The sequence below is a fragment of the Leptolyngbya sp. FACHB-8 genome (genome assembly GCF_014695575.1).
Classification (GTDB): domain Bacteria; phylum Cyanobacteriota; class Cyanobacteriia; order Elainellales; family Elainellaceae; genus Vacuolonema.
The window spans coordinates 23,765-45,245 of the sequence record NZ_JACJOO010000081.1 but is presented as its reverse complement, the minus strand read 5'-3'; the positions used below and the strand labels follow the sequence as shown (position 1 = coordinate 45,245).

At 52.5% G+C, this 21,481-nt stretch carries 16 protein-coding genes and 1 tRNA gene; 10 read left to right on the top strand and 7 right to left on the bottom strand.

Annotated elements, in window-relative coordinates:
- Positions 1-1,024, top strand: a 1,024-nt coding sequence (locus H6F91_RS23200) for a CHAT domain-containing protein (RefSeq protein ID WP_190789512.1), incomplete at its 5' end; no start/stop codon positions are given.
- Between the two features lie 219 nt (positions 1,025-1,243).
- On the opposite strand, the gene H6F91_RS23195 is transcribed toward H6F91_RS23200, so the two are convergent.
- The 5 genes from H6F91_RS23195 to H6F91_RS23175 all read right to left on the bottom strand — a co-directional run bounded on the left by H6F91_RS23195 (position 1,244) and on the right by H6F91_RS23175 (position 9,655).
- A complete protein-coding gene (locus tag H6F91_RS23195; protein ID WP_190772697.1) occupies positions 1,244-1,993 on the bottom strand; it encodes a DUF928 domain-containing protein in 750 nt (249 codons plus the stop codon).
- 287 nt (positions 1,994-2,280) lie between these two features.
- The gene (locus tag H6F91_RS23190) at positions 2,281-3,117 is read right to left on the bottom strand and encodes a DUF928 domain-containing protein (RefSeq protein WP_190772696.1); all 837 of its coding nucleotides are present in this window, start codon (positions 3,115-3,117) and stop codon (positions 2,281-2,283) included.
- 457 nt (positions 3,118-3,574) lie between these two features.
- Positions 3,575-5,569 carry an adenylate/guanylate cyclase domain-containing protein gene (locus H6F91_RS23185; RefSeq protein ID WP_199308011.1) on the bottom strand — a complete coding sequence of 665 codons (1,995 nt, stop codon included), beginning with the start codon at positions 5,567-5,569 and terminating at the stop codon, positions 3,575-3,577.
- 290 nt (positions 5,570-5,859) lie between these two features.
- Positions 5,860-8,502, bottom strand: a complete 2,643-nt coding sequence (locus tag H6F91_RS23180; RefSeq protein ID WP_190772695.1) for a chloride channel protein — start codon at positions 8,500-8,502, stop codon at positions 5,860-5,862.
- 397 nt (positions 8,503-8,899) lie between these two features.
- A complete protein-coding gene (locus H6F91_RS23175; protein WP_190772694.1) occupies positions 8,900-9,655 on the bottom strand; it encodes a DUF1997 domain-containing protein in 756 nt (251 codons plus the stop codon).
- A 522-nt stretch (positions 9,656-10,177) separates the two neighbouring features.
- On the opposite strand from H6F91_RS23175, the gene H6F91_RS23170 reads away from it, so the two are divergent.
- From H6F91_RS23170 to H6F91_RS23150, 5 genes are all read left to right on the top strand, one after another.
- Positions 10,178-10,837, top strand: coding sequence for an SDR family oxidoreductase (locus tag H6F91_RS23170; RefSeq protein ID WP_190772693.1), 660 nt, complete (start codon positions 10,178-10,180; stop codon positions 10,835-10,837).
- 42 nt (positions 10,838-10,879) lie between these two features.
- On the top strand, positions 10,880-11,590 hold the full coding sequence (locus H6F91_RS23165; RefSeq protein WP_347280075.1) for a glycoside hydrolase family protein: 711 nt from the start codon (positions 10,880-10,882) through the stop codon (positions 11,588-11,590).
- Between the two features lie 658 nt (positions 11,591-12,248).
- Entirely contained in the window at positions 12,249-12,530 is a 282-nt protein-coding gene (locus H6F91_RS23160; RefSeq protein WP_190772692.1) for an HU family DNA-binding protein, read from the top strand.
- A 26-nt stretch (positions 12,531-12,556) separates the two neighbouring features.
- A complete protein-coding gene (gene cobD, locus H6F91_RS23155; RefSeq protein ID WP_190772691.1) occupies positions 12,557-13,651 on the top strand; it encodes a threonine-phosphate decarboxylase CobD in 1,095 nt (364 codons plus the stop codon).
- Positions 13,652-13,664: 13 nt separating this feature from the next.
- Positions 13,665-15,041: an FAD-dependent oxidoreductase gene (locus H6F91_RS23150; RefSeq protein ID WP_190772690.1), complete on the top strand. Its 1,377-nt coding sequence runs from the start codon at positions 13,665-13,667 to the stop codon at positions 15,039-15,041.
- A gap of 117 nt (positions 15,042-15,158) precedes the next feature.
- On the opposite strand, the gene patD is transcribed toward H6F91_RS23150, so the two are convergent.
- Complete coding sequence (gene patD / locus H6F91_RS23145; RefSeq protein ID WP_190772689.1) at positions 15,159-15,530, bottom strand: heterocyst frequency control protein PatD; 372 nt, start codon at positions 15,528-15,530, stop codon at positions 15,159-15,161.
- Between the two features lie 493 nt (positions 15,531-16,023).
- Between patD and H6F91_RS23140 the strand changes: the two genes are divergently transcribed.
- Positions 16,024-18,288, top strand: coding sequence for a bifunctional (p)ppGpp synthetase/guanosine-3',5'-bis(diphosphate) 3'-pyrophosphohydrolase (locus H6F91_RS23140; RefSeq protein ID WP_190772688.1), 2,265 nt, complete (start codon positions 16,024-16,026; stop codon positions 18,286-18,288).
- Positions 18,289-18,783: 495 nt separating this feature from the next.
- Here H6F91_RS23140 and H6F91_RS23135 read toward each other — a convergent pair.
- A tRNA-Ser gene (locus H6F91_RS23135) sits at positions 18,784-18,870 on the bottom strand.
- A gap of 493 nt (positions 18,871-19,363) precedes the next feature.
- On the opposite strand from H6F91_RS23135, the gene H6F91_RS23130 reads away from it, so the two are divergent.
- The 3 genes from H6F91_RS23130 to H6F91_RS23120 all read left to right on the top strand — a co-directional run bounded on the left by H6F91_RS23130 (position 19,364) and on the right by H6F91_RS23120 (position 21,445).
- Entirely contained in the window at positions 19,364-19,732 is a 369-nt protein-coding gene (locus tag H6F91_RS23130; RefSeq protein WP_190772687.1) for a 2Fe-2S iron-sulfur cluster-binding protein, read from the top strand.
- A gap of 271 nt (positions 19,733-20,003) precedes the next feature.
- Positions 20,004-20,564, top strand: a complete 561-nt coding sequence (locus H6F91_RS23125) for a thermonuclease family protein (RefSeq protein WP_190772686.1) — start codon at positions 20,004-20,006, stop codon at positions 20,562-20,564.
- Positions 20,561-21,445: an inositol monophosphatase family protein gene (locus H6F91_RS23120; protein ID WP_347280074.1), complete on the top strand. Its 885-nt coding sequence runs from the start codon at positions 20,561-20,563 to the stop codon at positions 21,443-21,445. Before H6F91_RS23125 ends, H6F91_RS23120 begins: the two co-directional genes overlap by 4 nt.
- The last annotated feature ends 36 nt before the right edge of the window (positions 21,446-21,481 follow it).

Here is a 21,481-nt window from a genome sequence, read left to right as displayed (position 1 = left end):
CGCTCACGGAGGATTGATTCGCTATCGGGTGCCGGAAGCGACGCGATCGCGCCTGATGGAGACTGCCCGTACCTTCCGCAATGACATTACCAACCCCGTCAACATCAACAACACCCGCTATCGCACCTCGGGCCAGCAGTTATATGAGTGGATTATTTCGCCCATCCTGGCAGATTTGCGCCGTTTGGAAATTACTAACCTAGTGTTCTTACCGGAAGCAGGGTTGCGATCGCTTCCCTACTCCGCTCTCTACGACGGTCAGCAATTTTTAATTGAGCAGTTCAGCGTTGGCCTGATGCCTAGCATCAGCCTCACGGATACTCGCTATGTGGATATTCGCGATAGTTCTATGCTGGCAATGGGTATTGCCGAAAGCACTCAGGGCCAAACGCCACTTCCAGCAGTACCGCTAGAGGTAGACGCCCTGGCCCTCCAGGTGTGGGGCGGCAAGGTACTCCTCAATAATGAGAGTACGCTTCAGAACCTTCAGGACGCCCGAGAGCAACAGCCGTTTGGCATTATCCACCTGGCTACCCATGCTGACTTCGTGGCGGGGGATGCAGGTGAATCTTACATTCAGCTCTGGAATGAGCGGCTCCGTATGGACCAGGTGCGGCAGTTGGGTTGGAATAATCCGCCTGTGGAGTTGCTGGTGCTGAGTGCCTGCCGTACCGCCCTGGGGAACGAACAGGCAGAGTTAGGCTTTGCTGGGTTAGCCGTTCAAAGCGGCGTGAAATCGGCAGTCGCAAGTCTCTGGTATGTCAGTGATGCTGCTACAGCCGCTCTCATGGCCCGCTTCTACGAAGGCCTCCAGGTAGAGCCGATTAAAGCGGAAGCGCTGCGCCAAGCCCAGATTGCGATGGCACGGGGAGAAGTTGCTGTAGATGAGAACGGCCAACTGGTGGGATTAGGCAAAGTAGAAAGCCTGCGGCTTCCCCCAGAAAGTGCCCGTGCTGTGATCGGGCAGACATTGTCGCACCCGTATTACTGGGCAGCCTTTACGCTAATTGGAAACCCCTGGTAGGAAACCTGAGTTCGGGTTAAGGGCGTTTTCGAGTGCCGTGCGTTGCGCGGCACTCGAAAACGCTCATTTTGGCGTGCGCTTTGCGCACGCCAAAATGAGCACTTCAGCTTATCCCGAACTGAGGTGAGGTTAGGAAAGCACGCCCAGCAATAAAAAGAGGGGGGCCAAGCCTCCCTCTTTTTATTGCTGGGAAGAGGAAGGCCAAGCCTTCCTCTTCTATTAATTGGCTGGACAGCTCTCCAGTAAGGGGGCATCTGTCAGGTTTTCCAGACCGATGGAACCCAGTAACGTATTCCACTGCTCAAGCGAGCTCATGTCCTCTGGTTGTAGGCAACGCTGCTGTGCCGCCGTGTTTAACGCATCAAACCAGACACCCGCCTGAGCCAATTCCCCTGCATGTTGAGTAGGCGGAGTGGTTGTGAGCTGAGCTTCCAGAGAGGTTTCCGCAGGAATGCGACGCACCCAGCCCTCTGAGATGACGTCACCGGAGCGATCGCTGGTATCACACACCACGGAGAAGAACCAGTGATAGTCTTGATTGGGCGTCAGGCGCGAAAGGGTGGAATTTTCAGCAGCCGGAACCTCGACCCCAACAATGCCCGGTGTCTCATTGGCCGGTAATGTCTCAAGATAAACCTCGTCTCCGTCCTCATCCAGCAACACAAACTCTAATGCCTGAGCATTCACTGCAGGCACATACCAATAGAGTTTGGGGGTTTCTGATACCGTAGTGCCATAGATCGATACCGTACCATCCACCACAAACTGAGGAGCCAGGGCTGTGAGAGGGCGATCGCTCGTCGCACAACCATTCCCGCGAGTTCCTCCTCCTTCCCGGCGACCGGGTAACCCGCGATCAGGCGGTGTATATTGGGCCTGCACCGGCAATGGCAGCACACTCCATAGGGTTGCCGTCAACAGAGTCAGCGAAATAGCGGCACGGCTGAGGGAATGGAACGGAATACCCATAGGAAACTCCTGAGCAATTTACGTAAGAGCGGATAGAGCTAGTAACAAGCCAATCCCAGAGATTGGTTTTCGCTTAGTTTCAAGATACCCTCAGCCTGATAGAAAACTAATTGCTTGGACGAGCATCTACTAAGCCATGTTTTAGAGCTTGCTGGCAGGGTTGTTTTTTATGGGTGAAGTACACGCAAACAACCTTATAAAGAAGACCCTAGAACGGTAGGTCCATCAAAAACTCTTGGGGTCGTAGGCCTCAAAAATTCTTGATATTTAACAACGCATTAAAGCACTTAGTGCCCAGCCGTTAGGGCTGGTTCTGAGCCAGTAGGATGGGCCGTAGACGTCAGAGGTAACAATGCGTCGGGAACTAATTCTTCTGCCAATACAGTCAGGCCAACAGAGTTGAGCAAGGTTTGCCAGCGAGCTAGCAGGTTTGGCAGTTGAGACACATTATCGTGTGAAGCACCCGCCTCGGGATTAGCGAGGCTAGCCAGCGTGTTGTACCAGATACCCCGACTGGCTAGTAGTTCGGGAAGCTGATCTGGAGCCGTGGCTTGCAGTTCTGCCTGAAGTTGGGTCGAAGGCTCCATACGTTGAATCCAACTGTCAACTATCAGGTTAGCCGAGGCATCATCTGCATCACAGACCAGGGTGAACGCCCAGTTATAGTCCTTTCCGACCTCTAGAGGAGCCAAATTAGCGGTTTTGGGTAGGTCAATGCGAAGCACACCTGAGCGATCGGAAACCCGGTAGGAAGCATGATAAACCGACTCGCCGTCCGCATCCATCAGGTCAAACTCCGCAGCGGCCGCCTGCTCCGCAAAAGACTTCGGCACATACACAAAGAATGAGGGATATTCATCCAGGGTATAGCCGAAATTTTCTGCAGGTACCAGAGCGACCAGGCCGCTACGGCTGGGATCGTTGGGGTTATACCCCCAACAGCCTCGGGTACCGCCTCCTTCACGACGACCGGGCATGCCTCGATTCGGAGGTACAAAGGTCTGGGCCTCCGCTGGCATAGGAATGGCCGAAAGCAGCAGACCCAGCAGCAGCAAAAAGCGTACAGCAAAGCGCCCTGACGAACAAAACAAGGTAAACAGCAATCTAGGTTGGGTAATATTCATGGAAGCGGGCTGGAGGAATGATAGGGGATAAGAATAAGTGAAGCTTGCAGGCACAACTGTTAGACCGATGATTACAACCATCGATCTGGCCAACAACACTCTCAAAAAGCCATTCAGCCTGACAGGGAACCCTGATAGGAACCCAATCGAACCTGAATGCACTGAGCCGAAACTTCGGAATGACCCTCAGATCAAAAACCTCTGTTCCATAGAAAATTAAAACTGGAAGCAGACTTTAGGATGCTAGCAATTTGACCCTGAATACTTAACATCCGAACACATTTGTTTCGAATACTTACGCTCTATAGATTCATGTCCACCTGGATTGTTTCCGGTATTTCCCAGATTTACAGAAACTACACAATTTTACGGCTCTGAAGCTTGGGTGGTAGAGGTGCGCGTACAACACCTTTACCACCAAAGCTTTAGAGCATAGGACTGTTCTCAGAAATACAGATTAGACGCTTGTGCTACGACCCTCTTCAGGAACCGGGATCACGTCAATCGGCGGTGGAGGTAGCAACGCATAACCCAACACCCGATAAATATTGATTTGCTGCTGCTTCCCGTGGAGTGACATAGGCCCCCAGGATTCCACCTCAAAATGCTCTTTGATGTGCACCAGCGTTTCTTCAGCGATCAAGATGCGGCAGGGATCTACCTGCCGTTCCTTTGCACAGCTCTCTAAGCGGGAGGCAATGTTGACACTATCGCCAATCACACCGTATTCCATGCGATCGCGCCCTCCCAAACTTCCTACCACCACTGGCCCCGTGAAAATACCCACCCGCATTTCCACCGCCGAAAATCCCCGCTCCTCCCAGCCTTTGTTCAACAACCGTAAACGTTTCGCCATGGCCAGCGCACACGATACCGCCCGGTATGCGTCCTCATCCACTTCCCGCTCTTCCAGGCGCGGCATCGGTACCCCAAACACCGCCAGCAAACCATCTCCCGTAAATTTGTTGATAATGCCCTGGTGCCGCTGAATTTCTTCTGTCATCGCTTCCAAATATTCGTTCAGCCATTCCAGTAACGCTTCCGGAGCCATTTGCTCGGAAATGTGGCTAAATCCACGAATATCGGTAAAAAGCATCGTGGCAACCAGCCGTTTTCCCGGCAGTTTGCCCGACTCGAGTAAGCGATCGCGCGACTGCCACAACGCATTGGCAATCTCAGGAGAGGTATTTTGACCTAGTAGCGTCATCACCATTTTCTGTTGCTGATGCGCTTGCTGCGCGCGATTGGTAACCACTAGTCCCGCACTGAGAAGAGCGGCGATCGCTGGAGCCACCGTCGGGACCCATCGATCTTGCTGAAACTGAAGCACGCAAGAACCCACCAGCAATACTATCAACCCTGAAGCACTCAACCCCAAGGCCACCGGATGCCGGACCATCCAGGCTAAACTGCCCGCCAGCAGTGACCAGGCCAGAATCCACAACCATTCCTGGGGGTCACTCCAGAACTGGAACAACGGCTCACCATCCAGTACTGTACTGATGATCTGAGACACCATCTGGGCATGAATCACAACCCCGGCCATCTGATGGTCTTCTTGCTCTCCAGCACTGTAAGGGGTGTAGAACAAGTCTTTCGCACTCGGGGCAGTGGTGCCAATCATGACCACCTTGTTACGGATCCAGGATGCTGGCACTTCATTGCGCACTACCTGAGTGAGCGTAACCGTCCGGGCTACATCCCATCGCCTCCGGTACTTGAGCAAAACCTGATAGCCTCGATCATCCAGTTGCTCATAAGCTCCTGACGATTTTCCGAGGGGATGGAACTCAACCGAGCCTATCTGCATTACGTTGGAATCCGTTGCGCTGGGTGCTGGGGTTATCCCTTCGGGTTCCAAATAAGACAGGGCCAGCCGCAACGCAAAGGAAAAGAAGGTCGTGTCTTCTGTCGAGGCAAACAGCAAATTACGCCGCACAATGCCATCTTCATCGACAGGTAAATCATTAAAACCAATGCGTTCCTCTGGCACATGAGGGGGTGGAGGCACAGCATCGGCCCGTTCGCCTAGCTTGGTAATGGCAATCAGGTGCGGTGATTTGAGTTGTTGTTGCAGTTCGGCATTTCCAGGTTCCTGTGGAACATCCCGATGCAGGTCTAACCCAATGACGCGGGGTTCGTACTGTTCCAGGTTGCGTAGAGCTTTGGCCAGGGTGGCATCGTCGGGGGTAGAACGAGCCATCGCTTGAATATCACTTTCCGTAATGCCGACAATTAACAGCCGGTCATCGGCAGGCTGGTCTTCTCGAAGCCGCACTATACGGTCAAAAGCTTTTAATTCTAGAGGCTGCAACCAACCCAGTTGCTTGGCGCCAACGACCAAACTCACAACGGTCAGGCTGGTCACGCCAATAACACGCAAGCCGGGTAAAACTTGCGGTTTCTGCTTCTCCCAAATCTGTTTGATTTGGCGGAGATCGATCCAGTTCACAGGGGAATCCCTTGAAGAGTAGATGAACAGTAGCGTGATGCACCCAGGTTGAAGCAACGCTTAGGCTAACCTGGCCCTCTAGCACAGGCAACCCCTAAGCCTGAAATCAGCGACAGATAAGCACCTCTGCAGCCAATAAAACGAACACTCTCACAACCAAACGCGGGGATCTCACCGCTTACTTCATACAACTCATCAATGCGCTGATCCTGATGAGATTTCTATTTTGATCCGATCATCCTTATTTTCCCCAGATTTTTGCCATTTCTACCACTGACAATTTCTGAAGATTAAGTAGATTCACTGGTAATAGTACCCCGAACGAGCAGAACAGTGGAAGAACTGTTACGGGCGATCGCTTCGGGTATATTCCCTTGCATCACTTGAGCTAATAACCCTTCTCGACTGGCTCCCAGCACAATCACATCGTAATGCTTCTGAGCAGCAAGGCGTACAATCGCCTCCGGCACGGAGTCGCCCCAGACAGGCTGAGCATAGATAGGCACGTTGCTGGTGTGTTGCATAAGCAGTGACGCGGCCTCTTGCAGCAAGTCTGAGTTAACCACCGGTTTGTCGATTAATAACACCTGACACAACCGCACCTCGGGCTGCTGCGCCAGGGTTAGCATCGCTGGGAGCAATTGTAGGGCTGCCTGAGAATTAGGGCCACCGGCCAGGGGCAGTAACCAACGATCAAAGCGGGGCGTGTCGCTCAGCCTGGCCAGCAATACTTCGCAAGGGGCCTGGCGCACCAAGGTATCCACCACACTACCCAACACTCGCCCCGGTGTACTGGTATTCCCCTTCCAGCCCATCAATACCTGATCAATGTGGCGCTCTTTAATGGTTTCCAACACGGCCTGCGAAACATCGTGGGCAACCCGCACCTGGGTATGAATCGAAATCGGTGCGTCCTGCCCCAACGCCTCAATGTGCCGCAATAAGCGACGACTGGCGGTGGTTCGGACGGGGGTTGTGGCTGGAGATCTGCCTCGCGACACCGGAATGACCTGGAGCAGTTCTAATTCGTACTGGCGATCCGTGGCCAGGGCTACAGCTAACTTCATCAGCAGGGGCGCGGTTTGAGGATTGCTTAAGGGAAGTAACAATCGGCCCCGCCCCGTGTTAGGCGATCGCGTCTGATACACGACGTAGGAGGGTTCCGGCTGAGGCCCAAAGGGGCGGCCATCACCGCTAATCTGATCAGACTCTGCCCGAATAATATCGGCTCGGGTAATGATGCCCACCAGCCGCGTTCCCTCCGTCACAGGCAAACGGCTGAGCTGAAAGCGGTTGAGCATATACAGCACGTCTGTCAGAGGGGCATCGGGCGTGACTGTGAGCGGTTGGGGTGTCATAATCTGCGACAGCGTTGCGGCGTCAGAATCCGGCACCTGGACTGATCGAGTTGCCAGGTCGGATTGCGTGACGATACCCACCAGCTTGCCGTCATCAACCACTGGGAAGCCTCGGTGATGCGATCGCGCAAACGCCTGCTTCGCTTCATTGATGGGAATTTGACTGGGTAACGTTTCCACCCGTGGCTGCATCACCATTGCGGCCGTCAACTGGCGCCAGGGTTCCCCCTCCACCTCCTTCCGCCCCAGCTCAATACCACTCCAAGCCAGCAGGTGTGTGTAAATCGAGCCGCCTACCAGACGATGGGCTACCAAGTAGGCAATCACCGACCCAATCATCAGGGGCAGTACTAAATTGAAATCTGTCGTAATTTCAAACACGATCACAATGGCAGTAATCGGCCCCCGGGTGACGGCACTAAAAAACGCTCCCATGCCAGCCAGGGCATAAGTTGTCGTTTCGCTCACCCCCGCTCCCACCATCAGCGGCCCGCCTATCGCTGTGGCAACTCCATGGGCCAGTAACCCGACGAGCGACCCCAGCGCCGCTCCCAGCACCAGGGAAGGCGCAAACAAGCCCCCTGGAGCACCAGAACCATAGGCCACCAGGGTCAGCAGAAATTTAATAGCAAAAGCTACCAGCAAGAATTGCCATCCCACGGAACCTGTGCTGAGAAAATCCTGTAACCCTGTGTTATCCCGAAATGCACTGGGCAGGAGGGCAGCCACTGACCCCGATACAAATCCTGCCAGAGCGATCCGCCAGGGTAGACCCATCTGCAAAACCTGACGGTTCAACCGCAGACTCGTAAAGATGCCCTGATTAAATAACGCTCCCAAAACCCCTGCCAGCAACCCCAACAGGAGAAAAAAGGGTAGATCTTGCACCGAAAAGGTCGTGTTGAGGCTGGCGATCGCCGCATCTAAACTCAAGCTCCGTCCGCCTAACACCCGCGACACTACCGCTCCAATAAAGGACGCCAGAATCGCGGTGCCTAAAGTTAAGCCCGAAAAATCCTGTAAAAACTCTTCGACAACAAATAACACTCCGGCAATAGGTGCGTTAAACCCTGCTGCCAAACCCGCTGCTGCCCCAGCTGCAATCAACTGACGGCGATGTTCCGGGGAGGTAGGAATCCACTGACTCAGTTGAGCCGCCAGCGCGGCCCCAACATGCACCGTTGGCCCCTGCCGCCCCAGGTTCAAACCAGACCCCAAAACGAGAATCACACTGGCCATTTTTACCAGAGCCACTCGCAGATTCAGCACTTGGGGTACATTCGCCAACACGGCTTTGACTGGGGGAATGCCACTACCCGCAGCTTCCGGGGCTAACCGCTCTACTAACAAGCCAGCTAACCAGCCACCTATCAAACCAATGGTAGGCAAAATAATGACCGCAGGAATGTGAGTAGCCATTTGGACTCGCCACCCACCCAAAACCCCTACACTCTGCTTCAACAGCACAGCTGCTAAGCCAGAAACCAAACCGATAACGCAGGCTTCTGTAATCGCAAACTGTTTAGAACCCACCAACCGTTGGGGAAGGTGCCGGAGCCGATACAAAACATCCATGAGGCGCGACAGGCAAAACCTCAACGACAACGCCGTAAAGACAGCAAACCCATACAATGTGAAGCAACTTCCATCACCTTACAGAATGAATAGCTGCTTCCTCTGCTGTCTGTTAACACTATGCCCCAGAGAGGGGTAGTTTTCGTGCAGGATACACTCGAAACTTACCTATCCTAAGAGACTTGAGTATTGTCAGAGCTTACGCAAGCCCACCACAGATGCGTACGCCCTGAAATGTGAAAACCCAACGAATGATGAAGCGAACTGATCCATTCCATCATCTTTTGGGTTTTTCCTTCATATACAGTTATTGGATGCCTAATTCACATACCGTGTCCACCGAGTTAGGGCTGGAATCGTGGCACAACGTTGGGGTGGTTGACTGTCGGCAACCTGATCACCCCAGGTCTTCACCGGAAAGGGCGGAGGTGTGATGGCGCGACCAGGGATACTTGCGACCTTGATGCGGGAACGGCAAGCCACGGGTCGAGTGAAAGTCTTCTTGCACCTTGTGAGTGAGGCGTCGGGAGACCTGCCGCACGACTTGATTGAGCAGGCGATCGCCCGTTGATTGGATAAGAGTGTGGGGCAGCGCATGGATAAACCTCGGAAACTGGATTGCAACGTCCAGGTGCAGTTTCCACTCCACCCGGGTAATAACATCAGGCGCACCCTTACCGGCACCATTCTGGCCTGGCTGTTCGCAAAGTTGCAACACCGCACGGAAGTCAACATCGTATCCAGGTGGTGTATAGCCGGGTACCGGAATCGTCTCGATGCGATACGAGCCGTCAGCATCCTGGGGCAACAAGTGCAGGCCAACTTTGGGCTCCACCTCATATCCCATTGCTCCAAATTTACCAATGGTCAGGGCATAACCATTGTTTCCTAAGGGATCAGCAGACATAGGACTGGCACAACGACGAAACCACTCAGAGTGAACATCCAAGTAGTCAGCTACAGTACGGGCATTGGCCCACATTTCCATGCAACTGGCGTAATACCCGTTGAAATGAACCGGTTCCATGGCAGTTGGGGGAGCGTCTTCGTGAGTTTCACCAGCCTCTCGGCCGACGTCTCCAAAGGAGGTTGTCAGCCCCAATAAAGCTGATGAGGGATCAATAGATTGATTATCTAAGGAATTTGCTTGCATGGCTTTCTCACAGGGACGGTCAGCGAAGGATTTCGGCCAGCCAAGCTGGCAGGAGATGGGGGAAGAAACCCCCTGATTTCAAGCAGAACGCCAGTCTTCAGACGCATCAGGGAGACCCCAGCCTGCAACGAAGCCACTGAAACTAGCATAGTCTTGGTACAAAACCATGTAAACACAAGGGTTTTACGGAAAAAGTAGAAAAAATCTCGGAAGTTTTATCCAACAGGCCGAAGAATAGGTGAGAAATTCGGGGGGAATTACCGATAGGAGGAGATTAAGGCAGAGGGCAGGAGGCCGAGCAAAGAACCGTTACAGTACTGTTTTGTTTTGCAACTTCTATGCTTTTCAGTCTTAAACCTTCTACCCTTTCCCCCTCGCCCTCTACCCTCTGCCTTTTTCCTGTCTTACCTTCTGCCTCCTGCCCTCTGCCTTCTACCTTTTTCTTCACTCCGATAGATTCCATTTGCCTGGATTCCTGGGAAACGTGTATGGGTTAGTAAAAACCTTTCTTAGGACAAGACAATGAAAGCATTTGTAGCAGGGGCGACAGGTCGAACAGGAAGACGGATCGTAGAACAGCTTGTGGCACGGGGAATCCCGGTGCGGGCTTTGGTGCGGAGTTTAGAGCGGGGCCAGGCAGAGTTGCCGCCTCAAGCTGAGTTGGTTGTGGGAGATGTATCAGATATGGCGGCATTGAAGGAGGCGATCGCTGACTGCACCGTCGTCCTCTGCGCTACGGGAGCGCCTCCTAGCTTTGATCCCAGCGGCCCCTATCGGGTGGATTTCGAAGGCACAAAAAACCTGGTCAATGCCTCTGTTGACAAGAAAATCGACCAATTTGTTCTGGTATCCTCCCTCTGTGCATCTAAATTCTTTCATCCACTCAACGCATTCTGGTTGATTCTGTTTTGGAAGAAGCAAGCAGAACAGTATCTGCAAAAAAGCGGATTGACCTACACCATTGTTCGTCCCGGTGGGCTGTTGGATACTGACAACACGGATGGCCTGGTTATGCAGGGAGCAGACACCCTATCCGAGGGCCGCATCCCTCGAGAGAAAGTAGCACAGGTCTGTGTAGAAGCCTTGTCAGACCCCAATGCCCGCAACAAAGTGTTAGAGATTATCGCAAAACCGGACGTTAGCCCTCTACCAGTAGGAGAACTTTTTGCTAAGGTGGCGTAGGTTCAAGTTTGACTAACCTCGCCCTTTTATTGGAAAGGTTCTGTGCGTTCCTCCACTTCCCCGGCTGATTCCAGTAGCAGTGAACCCACAACGGCCTCTGAAGCCCGCCTGCCCTTGATGCAGCGGGTTATGGTCATGGGGGGCCTGGCTTTGATGGCCGGGGCGGTTTTTATCGATGGATGGCATATAAACCAGAGCATTAACGAGCCCCGATGGGAAGGATATGAGCCAGCTCCCTTGGTGATGGAGGGGGGCGACCCTTATATTCGGGCATTGATGCGGACAATTTCTTACAGCGAGGCCAACGACCCTCAGCCCTATTCCCTGTTGTATGGGGGTGAGCATGTGGAGGACTTAAGCCAGCATCCTGACCTTTGCGTACCGATTGTGGCTGGGCCGAATGTGGGGGACTGTACGACTGCTGCCGGGCGCTATCAGTTTATTACCACCACATGGGAAAGTCAGGCCCACCGTTACCATCCCGATCCAGATGGCTTTTGGATCTGGCAGGAATATAGCTTTGCCCCCGAGTATCAGGATGAGGTTGTTTACGGCTGGTTAAGTGACCCGACAGACTGGGGAACTGACCTATCGCAGCTCTTACGGGACGGACAGTTAAATGAGGTCCTCTACATTCTGTCTCCGACCTGGACAAGTTTAGGGCACGGTATTGAGACCAATGATTTATCTAACGACCTGCCCTGGGTTTACGAGCAGGTGCTTCAGGAAGAGTTGGAGACTGTGTCTCCATAAGAGGCCTAATCGCCTAGTTATAGATGGGGTGTGGTGAAAGGGGCACTTTGTTCTCCTTTCACCACACCCCATCCACATTTGTACGACCTCAGCATCAATTTTAGCGACAGCTATTTTCGTTAGGAGATCAGGCAAGAGTGTGTGCTTTGCACACACTCTTGCCTGATCTCCTAACGAAAATAGCCAGGCGTATAGGGACAAATCTGATGATCGAAGCTGTATTTTTGAGCAAAACCCCCGTAAATCAGTGTGTCTTAGCTAAAAATTTCGTTGAAATTAGGGATTCTAATCAATCAATTTCGTAGCCCAGAAAACTGAATGGGTGGGCTTTTGAGCTTGATAGACGTGAAGTTAGGTAGCCTGATCGCGCAGGCTACCCGTGACGCCTACTAATGGCTAAATTTGCCGATTTTTGCCCAAAAACCGAAGGTCATTTTTTGGATTAACGGAAAAATGAGGCGAAAAATTCCGGAAGTCTACATAAATTAAAGGTTTTGGCGATCCACATTCGATCAGTTGCAACTAGAATGAAGCATTGAAAATCCTGGCTCATAAGGGTTTCAGCCATTTTGTGCTAAAACCGAGCCACGGATCGCCCATGGGTCTCCCTGGAGGCCGACATTTCAAATCCTGCTAGAACAACTCGAAGGAGATTCTCATGAACAAAGGTGAACTGGTAGACAAGGTTGCCGAGAAGGCCAACGTCACGAAAAAGGTTGCTGACGGCGTCCTGTCCGCTGCGATCGAATCCATCATGGAAGCTGTATCTCAAGGCGACAAAGTAACGCTGGTCGGCTTTGGTTCTTTTGAACCCCGCGAGCGTAAGGCTCGTGAAGGCCGCAACCCCAAAACTGGGGAAGCGATGGAAATTCCTGCTACCAAAGTGCCTGCGTTTTCTGCGGGCAAGTTGTTTAAGGAAATGGTTGCCCCTGAGAAATAAGCCTGGGAATTTGTGCAGAGTTTCCTGTGACAAGCTTTTTAGACGGAACGCAACCTGCACATGGGGGGAACTTAGCCTGGGCAGCTTCGCTGACAGGCTGTTCCCCCCTTTCACTGTTGGATTTTTCTGCCAGCATCAATCCTCTTGGGCCACCAGAGTCCGCGATCGCTGCCATTCAGGCCAACCTCCAGCAACTTCGTCATTATCCCGACCCTAGCTATAGAGAATTGCGCCATGCCCTGAGCCAGTGGCATAAGATACCAGCCGAGTGGATTTTGCCGGGAAACGGAGCGGCTGAGCTGCTCACCTGGGCTGGACGCGAGTTAGCAGAGCTGGATGCAACCTACCTGGTTAAACCGGGCTTTGGGGATTACACCAGAGCTTTGACGGCTTACCAGGGCACTATCCTTCCTCTGCTATTGCCGTTGGATCGATCGTCAGGGAATCTGGCTCGACCCTTTCCCAAAGTACAGGCGTTACCGGGCCGCACCGGGTTAATTATCAATAATCCCCACAATCCAACGGGTTATCTGTTTTCCCGGACCTCCCTGAGGCCAATTTTGGACCAATTTTCCCTGGTCATTGTGGACGAAGCCTTCATGGATTTTGTGGGGCCGGAGCCTGCCGAGAGCGTGGCTCGTTGGGTGATGGAGTTCCCCAATCTAGTCGTCATTGGTTCCCTGACGAAGTTTTATAGTTTTCCGGGGTTGCGACTGGGTTATGCGATCGCCCACCCCGATCGCCTCCGTACCTGGCAGGAATGGCGCGACCCCTGGAGTGTGAATAGCTTAGCTGTGGCAGCGGCGATCGCCGTCCTTCAGGATCACACCTTTCAGCAGCAGACTTGGAATTGGTTGTCCGGAGCGCGTTCACAACTGTTCGAAGGGTTACAGAAGATTCCTGGACTAGAACCCTTTCCGGGAACCGCTAATTTTTTGTTGGTGCAGTCAAAAATCTCGGCTATTGCCCTGCAACGGCAGCTTCTTCAGCAAGACCAGATTTTAATCCGTGATTGCGTTAGCTTTGCAGAGTTAGGCGATCGCTATTTCCGGGTCGCTGTTCGCACCCAACCTGAAAATCAACGCTTGCTGGATGCTCTCCAGCGATTGGTTTCGACGTAACGTAGCAGGGATCATGGCCGTTGATTACGATCTCATCATTTTAGGTGGCTCCTCCTTGGGCCGAGATGTAGCCTTAGCAGCAGCCCATTACAAAGCACGGGTGGCCCTGGTTGAGCCACCAACTACAAGGAGTTGGACAGCCGATCTCACCTTTCATACACTTCGCCAGTTGGGGCAGACCCAGAGCGCGACCTCCACTGCCATCCTACCCGGTACTTCAGAGGCCGCTTTGAAGCTGGCTCGGCAGCGGCTCGAGAGTTTTCAGGAAGCACTTTCTATTGCCCATCTCAACAGCCTCGGGGTAGACGTCCTGGAGGGAGAGGCAGAATTTACCTCCCGTCCCTGGGTCAGCCTGCGGGTCAACAGGCGAGTATTGCGATCGCGCACCTACCTGCTTCTCCGCCCCCACCGCACCCTTCTGCCCAACATCCCAGGGTTGGATAACACCAACCCCCTTGTGCCAGAGGAGCTTTGGGAATCGGATATTTGGACTCAATCTTCCCGGCGGATTACAGTCCTGGGAGGCGGAGCGATCGCCTGCGAACTGGCTCAACTGCTTGCCCGCTTTAGCCACCATGTCACCCTGATTTCAGAAACCGCCCTTTTGCCTGACCAGGAACCAGAGGCAGCACGGTTACTTCAGGCAGTTTTGGAATCGGAAGGGGTTACAGTTATAGCCCCGACAGCCATTAAACGGGTACACCTGGAAGCAGGGCAGGCTCAGGTACAAACGTTGGTGGGAGCGATCGCCAGTGACCTCCTGATTGCCACAGGGTCAGCGATCCCCGATGTCAGCACGCTGAACCTGGAAGGCATTGGCCTAAAACTGATGGGGGCCAACTTACCAACCAACGCCCGCATGCAAACTAGCATCCCGAATATTTATACCTGTGACACGCTGGCTGGTGCTCAAGTTGCGCTCAAAAATGCGCTATTCATGCCCATTTTTCGCATACCCCGACGGCATATTCCCCAGGTTGTTTTTACAGATCCACCCCTGGTTTCCTTTGGGCTCACACAAATCCAGGCCCGACAACGGTATGGAACTCACTACCACTGTCTTCGCCAGGATTTTCTCAGTCGGTCCAAAGCTTATACTCGGCAACAAATCACCGGACATTACCAAATTTTGGTACACTCCTCAGGCCGAATCTTGGGCGGCTATGTTTTCGGCCCTGAAGCAGAAGAGTGGGCAGGCCTCTTTATCATGGCCCAACGCCACCGCATTCCTTTGCAGCAGCTCCTACATCTACCGCTACCTTCACCTAGCTTTGCTTCGGGGGTACAGGCGATCGCCCAGGACTGGCAGACCCTCCAACTAACCCAACACCCCTGGCTGCTCCGACGACTCGATCACTGGTTTGACGCTCGCAGGTCCTGGATGCGGTGATCTCGGTTGAGTGGCGATGCGATGTAGCGCTACATGCTCTTATTTTTGAGAAGCCGCAGCGAATGCGACCCCACAAAAATAGAGTGTCCTGGTCAAGGTGTATCAGGCTATACACGGTTAACCCTGTAACACGCCATCGCAAAATTCCAATAGCTTGGTGAGGCGATCGCACACTTGCTGCAACCGTTGCTGTTGAGTTGCGACTTGTCGTGCTGATTGTAGAAATGCCACATCCGTACTCAAGAGCCGCAAGTTCCGGTTGATTTCAGTCTGAACGGATTGCACGAGGGAAGGCAGCTCCAGTTCAGCCGAAGTTGCCAGAATTTGCTGCTGAAAATGCTGCTGAATAGCCTGAAAGCTTTTTTGGAGAGCGCTAGTATGTAGAGAAGATGGAGCCATTAGGGCGGGTTGGGCGATCGCCTGCATCGCGTCTAGCATCTGCCGCAGGTCAACATAAGGCTGGTGGAGAGGCTCTGGCAATATGCTCATAACGGCATAGGGGCGGGGGATAAATCAAGAGGTTAGTCTCTGCCCAATTATCGATGATGCCGCTGCATGTCTTACGCCATTTTCAGGGGAAAGGGAAGCATCAAGCCTGTTGTTAGCGATCCCCGTGTAGCGCTTGTTACGAGATTGTGAGCGCGAAATTAAGCGAATGTAAAGAAGTCTGTATATACTTATAAAACAAGAATTGGAAGTGGTTTTCCCATACGGGCAAGCTGCTACATTAACGTAATCCTTTCACTCCGTTTCCTCTGGCCTGTCGCTTTCTGGCCGCCATGGGGAACAATCCAATTCAACTCCTCATCCAGCGATCGCTCTCGGCAGCGCTGCTACGATTCACCTTTCAATACCAGAAATTAGAATTTGGACTCCCCAAACTCTACTATTCTACATCTACCTATAGAACATTAGATCTACAAATTTCTGTTTTAGATTTTAATTCGCATTTACCCTCCGCCCTGCGTTCAGGAGTTGCCTTATGGTAGTGGCCTCTGCTATTCCATTCGATATTGTGTTACCCGACTGGCTGCAATCGTGCTTGTTGTCGGAACGATCGCCGACTCTCGAACCGACAGAGCACCCCGAGGCCGATCGATCCCTGGTGTGTGAGGCGTTTCAGTTTGCCTATAGCCTGCACGAAGGCCAACGACGAGCATCGGGTGAGCCTTACATTGCCCATCCTGTCGCTGTGGCGGGATTGCTGCGAGATTTGGGCGGCAGCAGTGCCATGATTGCCGCAGGTTTCCTGCACGACGTCGTCGAGGACACTGACGTCACCCCTGAAGAACTGGAAAAGCGCTTCGGCTCAGATGTACGACATCTTGTGGAAGGAGTCACAAAGCTTTCAAAATTCAACTTCTCCAGCAAAACCGAGAGGCAGGCCGAAAACTTCCGGCGCATGTTCCTGGCGATGGCCCAGGACATTCGGGTGATTGTGGTGAAGTTGGCAGATCGGCTTCATAACATGCGTACTTTGGAACATCTGCCTGATAGCAAGCGTCGCCGCATTGCCCAGGAAACCCTGGATATCTTCGCTCCCCTGGCTAACCGTTTGGGGATCGGACGCTTTAAGTGGGAGTTGGAAGACCTATCCTTCAAATACCTGGAGCCAGAAGCGTATCGAGGCATCCAAAATCTAGTTATAGAGAAGCGGGCTGACCGCGAAGCCTATTTAGACGAAGCGGTGGAGCTTCTTCGTCCTGAGCTAGCTCAAGCGGGGATCAAGATCGCAGAAATTAATGGACGTCCAAAGCATCTCTATGGCATTTACCAGAAGATGCAGCGACAGCAGAAAGAATTCCACGAAATCTACGACATCACTGCGATTCGCATTATTGTCAAAGCTGCCGAAGAGTGTTACCGAAGTTTGGCGATCGTCCACAACCAGTTCCGCCCCGTTCCTGGTCGCTTCAAGGACTATATTGGGCTTCCCAAACCCAACCGCTACCAATCCCTTCACACGGTCGTGATTGGCCCGAATGGGCGTCCCATTGAAGTGCAGATTCGTACCGAGGAAATGCACCACATTGCTGAGTACGGGATCGCCGCCCACTGGAAGTATAAGGAGGCTGGGCACTCGGCAAGCAAGCTCTCCTCTGATGACGAAAAGTTCACCTGGCTGCGGCAACTCCTGGATTGGCCGAGTGATCTGAAAGACGCTCAGGAATACCTCGATAATATTCGCACAAACCTTTTTGATGATGAGGTATTCGTTTTTACACCCGGTGGTGATGTTATTGCCTTAAGCCAGAAGGCGACTCCAGTAGATTTCGCATATCGCATTCACACCGAAGTTGGGAACCATTGCGCTGGAGCCAAAATCAACGGACGCATGGCGCCCCTGGAAACTCAGTTGAAGAATGGCGACATCGTCGAAATCATTACCCATAAGAACTCACACCCCAGCCTGGATTGGCTCAACTTCACCGTCACCGCCGGGGCGCGCAACCGTATTCGCCAATGGTATAAGCGATCCTATCGAGAACAGAATGTACAGCGGGGCCGTGATCTACTGGAGAAGGAATTGGGCAAACAGGGATTTGATGCCCTGCTCAAGTCAGAACCTTGCCATGCCGCTGCTGAGCGATGTAACTATCACAGTGTCGATGATCTGCTAGCGGCTCTTGGTTATGGCGAGATCACCCTCAACCTAGTAGTCAATCGCCTGCGGGAGGAGATCAAAGCTCGCCAACCTATCGCACCTGCCAGCCATCAGGAAGACATTAACAACCTGATCCCACTGCCTACCACCCAACCGGCTCGCCCAGTCAACCGTTCCAGCGATTCACCTATCGTGGGAGTTGAAGGGTTGCTTTATGGCCTGGCGGGTTGCTGCAATCCCATTCCTGGGGAGCCGATTATTGGTATTGTGACGATGGGCAGTCGCGGCATTTCTATCCACCGTCAGGGATGTAGCAATGTAGACCATATCCCGGGCGATCGCCTCATCCCAGTTAGCTGGAACGTCGCGTCTGAGCACGACAGTCGTCCCCATACCTATCCTGTTGAAATTCAAATTGAGGTAATTGACCGGGTTGGGGTTCTTAAGGATATTCTGTCCCGCCTCAGCGACCATAACATCAACGTGCGTAGTGCCCAGGTCAAAACCTTCCCCGGTCAGACTGCCATTATCAACCTGGGAATTGACATTCAGGACCATGCCCAGTTGGAGCGCACATTCACGCAAATTCGCAAGATGAGTGATGTGCTCCAAATGCGGCGAGTCTGCCAGGTTGAGGATTAATTTCCCTAGTTGTTCGCCAGGCGAACTTTGACACGTTGAGGAACTTTGAGGGGTTGATGCAGTGTGCTTCGCGCATTACCCCCTCAAAGTTCTTTTAGTGAACGACTAGCAGCAGAAATCAAACATAGGCAGACTTAGGAGGTTTCTGCATAAGAATCTACCCAAGATGTTGGTGCTTTGCCCGCTTCGCGGGCAAAGCACCAACATCTTGGGGGTAATTTCATTGTTGGAAATCTCCTTAAGCCGTTAGGTGCCGGGGCAGATGTGAATTTTCAGGAGAGAGAGTTGAGGCCATCCCTCCTGAGAATTCACATCTACCCAAACCATTGTGGACTAGTAGGCTGAGGCCTAAGTTCGCAAACTATGTTTTTGTGTAGGGTGCTTCGCACCCTACACAAAAACATAGGTGATGGATTTCCGCCTCAGCGTACTAGTAAAGAAGGCAGTGGGTTAACCACTGCCTTCTTACTCGTAACTGCGTCTTCAGCTATCAAACGGAGAGAGAGGGATTCGAACCCTCGTTAGAGTCACCCCTAAACAGCATTTCCAGTGCTGCGCCTTCAACCGCTCGGCCATCTCTCCAGGGGGGTTCACCGCATTTAGCACTCTTTTTAGAAGGGCCAGGAGGTGAAAAGTTATTTATTCAATTCCGAGTTTTGATAGTAGCAGAGAAGGAGGTCACAAGCAAAGTATTTTTTTGAAATTGCTAGTTTTGGCATAAATTCCCGAGGGAATCTTGGTTTCTCCAAAAATTTCAGGACTTACGCAAGCCCGCTATCTGTAGTGTATTTGTGTTGTAGGTGGGGTGCTTCGCACCCCACCTACAACACAAATGCGTAAGTCCTGAATTTATGCCAAAACTAGCAGCAAGCTTTCTCCACGGAATACCTGAGAACTTATGCATTCTTTTATATGTGAGGTGCTTCGCAACCCATACAAAAGAATGCATAAGTCCTACATCTATTTTCTGTAGAGAGGATAGAACTAGCTCCGCGCTCTCCGCACAAAGCAGGCAGTAAGGATATGATGACGAATGGATCTTATTTGAGTTGTGCCAACGAGCAAGCCGCTGATTATGCCCAAGTTATATCCGGTTCACATCCACTATCGCCAACAGGGAACGCATCACACTGTGGAAGTGCCGGGCGATCGCTATATCCTTCAATCGGCCGAAGAGCAGGGTGTCGAGCTGCCCTTCTCCTGCCGCAACGGAGCCTGCACCGCTTGCGCTGTGCGTGTCGTTTCTGGCGACCTGCGCCAACCCGAGGCCATGGGTCTTTCCCCTGAATTACGTGCCCGTGGCTATGCACTGCTCTGCGTTAGCTATGCTTGCTCAGAACTGGTGGTTGAAACCCAGGACGAAGATGAGGTTTACGAACTGCAATTTGGTCGCTACTTCGGACGGGGCAAAGTGCGGAGAGGATTACCGTTAGATGAAGAGTAAGGTCTGTCAAGGTCATTTTTTCGTGCACGAAGCACACGAAAAAATGACTTTGCAACCAACTTTAAGACACACCCTGGTTTGGGAAAGTGATGAGGGGGGCACAACATGCCCCCCTCATCACTTTCGGGGTTAGGTCAACTTGGTAGGTCACGATATTCGCGGAAATTCGGTTGCAGAAATGAACATCAGGAAATAAGGGTATTTACGGCTTTTCCTAACCAGAAGCGAGGGAACCATAAGGGCGATCGCAACTCAGGATGTTTCGCGACTGATGGTTCGAACTGCGGCCTTACTGATTCAGCTTTTTCTCATCGCTGTAGTGACCTGTGGGTTACTGCTGGTGGGAGGGCGTTCACCCGCTGCATCGCCTCCCGTCGATGAGCTGGTGCGGGTAGCTGCCGTTCACAGTGGTCAATCTCTAGAAGTGTCGAGTGCGCGATCGCCCCTGGCAGAATCCGTGCGGTTATTAGGCATTGATGCCCCTGACTCACGGCAAGAACCCTGGGGTCCAGAGGCGACCCATCAACTGGAACAGTGGTTGAAAGGCCAAACGATAAGACTGGAATTTGACGGCACGCTCCAGGATGCTTACGGCCGTAAAGCAGCCTACGTATGGTTGGGTCATGAGCTCATCAACGAAAAACTTGTGACCGAGGGATGGGCATTAGCACAGGGGAGCATGGCGTTCTCCTCCGGCACCCGCTCCACCCGTTATGAGCAGCGACTGATTGCGGCCCAGGAAAAAGCCCGCCTTTTACAGCGGGGTATCTGGAGTGCAACAGCACCGCTGCACCAAACCCCGGGAGAATTTCGGAAGCAGGAGGCTCTATGATTCATAAGGGTTTATCCGTGCTCTCCCTGAATCCTTCATTCGCCATTCCTATGCTGACGCCCGATCAACTGCGCTGCCATTTGGATATTGCTTCAGAAGCGGCTCTGACTGCTGGAGCTATTTTGCGATCGCACTTTGGCAAATTAGAATCCATCCAGAAAAAAGGAGCATCGGGCAACTTGGTCACTGAGGCCGATCATGCCGCAGAAGCTGCCATTCTCGAAGTACTGACCCGACATTATCCTGACCATGCCATTCTGGCAGAAGAAGGGGGGCGCTTAGGTAACGCAGAGAGCCCTTATCTGTGGGCGATCGACCCTCTGGATGGCACCACAAACTATGCCCATCAATATCCCGTCTTTGCGGTGTCTATTGGTTTACTTGTGGAAGGCGTGCCCTATCTAGGTGTCATTTATGACCCCATGCGGCAGGAATTGTTTCAGGCAGGGAAAGGGTTAGGTGCATGGCGAAACCGTCAACCCATGCAAGTCTCTGAAACCGACTCGCTTCAAGAAAGTTTGCTCGTCACTGGATTTGCCTACGATCGCCGCCAAACTTCGGATAATAATTATTCCGAATTTTGTCATTTGACTGACCTCACCCATGGTGTTCGACGAGCAGGAGCCGCAGCCCTGGACCTGGCCTATGTTGCCTGTGGGCGTTTGGATGGCTACTGGGAACGGGGCCTTTCCCCCTGGGATATGGTGGCAGGAGTTATGTTAGTCGAAGAAGCGGGAGGCCGGGTAACGGCCTATGATCAGAGCCCTTGGGATATGCATTCTGGCCGTATTCTGGCCACAAATGGAAGCATTCATGAAGAGCTAAGTAAATCGTTGATAAACTTCAAACCTTTATCGGATTTTGTCCGAACGAATACCTAGAATACAGGTTAGCGAAGTAAACTGATTAAAGCCTTT

Excerpts from the sequence above, each read along its gene's own strand:
- H6F91_RS23195 (WP_190772697.1), bottom strand. The coding sequence starts at position 1,993 with ATGGGTATTCCGTTCCATTCCCTCAGCCGTGCCGCTATTTCGCTGACT.
- H6F91_RS23190 (WP_190772696.1), bottom strand. The coding sequence starts at position 3,117 with ATGAATATTACCCAACCTAGATTGCTGTTTACCTTGTTTTGTTCGTCA.
- H6F91_RS23180 (WP_190772695.1), bottom strand. The coding sequence starts at position 8,502 with ATGGATGTTTTGTATCGGCTCCGGCACCTTCCCCAACGGTTGGTGGGT.
- H6F91_RS23175 (WP_190772694.1), bottom strand. The coding sequence starts at position 9,655 with ATGCAAGCAAATTCCTTAGATAATCAATCTATTGATCCCTCATCAGCT.
- H6F91_RS23170 (WP_190772693.1), top strand. The coding sequence starts at position 10,178 with ATGAAAGCATTTGTAGCAGGGGCGACAGGTCGAACAGGAAGACGGATC.
- H6F91_RS23160 (WP_190772692.1), top strand. The coding sequence starts at position 12,249 with ATGAACAAAGGTGAACTGGTAGACAAGGTTGCCGAGAAGGCCAACGTC.
- H6F91_RS23150 (WP_190772690.1), top strand. The coding sequence starts at position 13,665 with ATGGCCGTTGATTACGATCTCATCATTTTAGGTGGCTCCTCCTTGGGC.
- patD (WP_190772689.1), bottom strand. The coding sequence starts at position 15,530 with ATGAGCATATTGCCAGAGCCTCTCCACCAGCCTTATGTTGACCTGCGG.
- H6F91_RS23140 (WP_190772688.1), top strand. The coding sequence starts at position 16,024 with ATGGTAGTGGCCTCTGCTATTCCATTCGATATTGTGTTACCCGACTGG.
- H6F91_RS23130 (WP_190772687.1), top strand. The coding sequence starts at position 19,364 with ATGCCCAAGTTATATCCGGTTCACATCCACTATCGCCAACAGGGAACG.
- H6F91_RS23125 (WP_190772686.1), top strand. The coding sequence starts at position 20,004 with ATGGTTCGAACTGCGGCCTTACTGATTCAGCTTTTTCTCATCGCTGTA.
- H6F91_RS23120 (WP_347280074.1), top strand. The coding sequence starts at position 20,561 with ATGATTCATAAGGGTTTATCCGTGCTCTCCCTGAATCCTTCATTCGCC.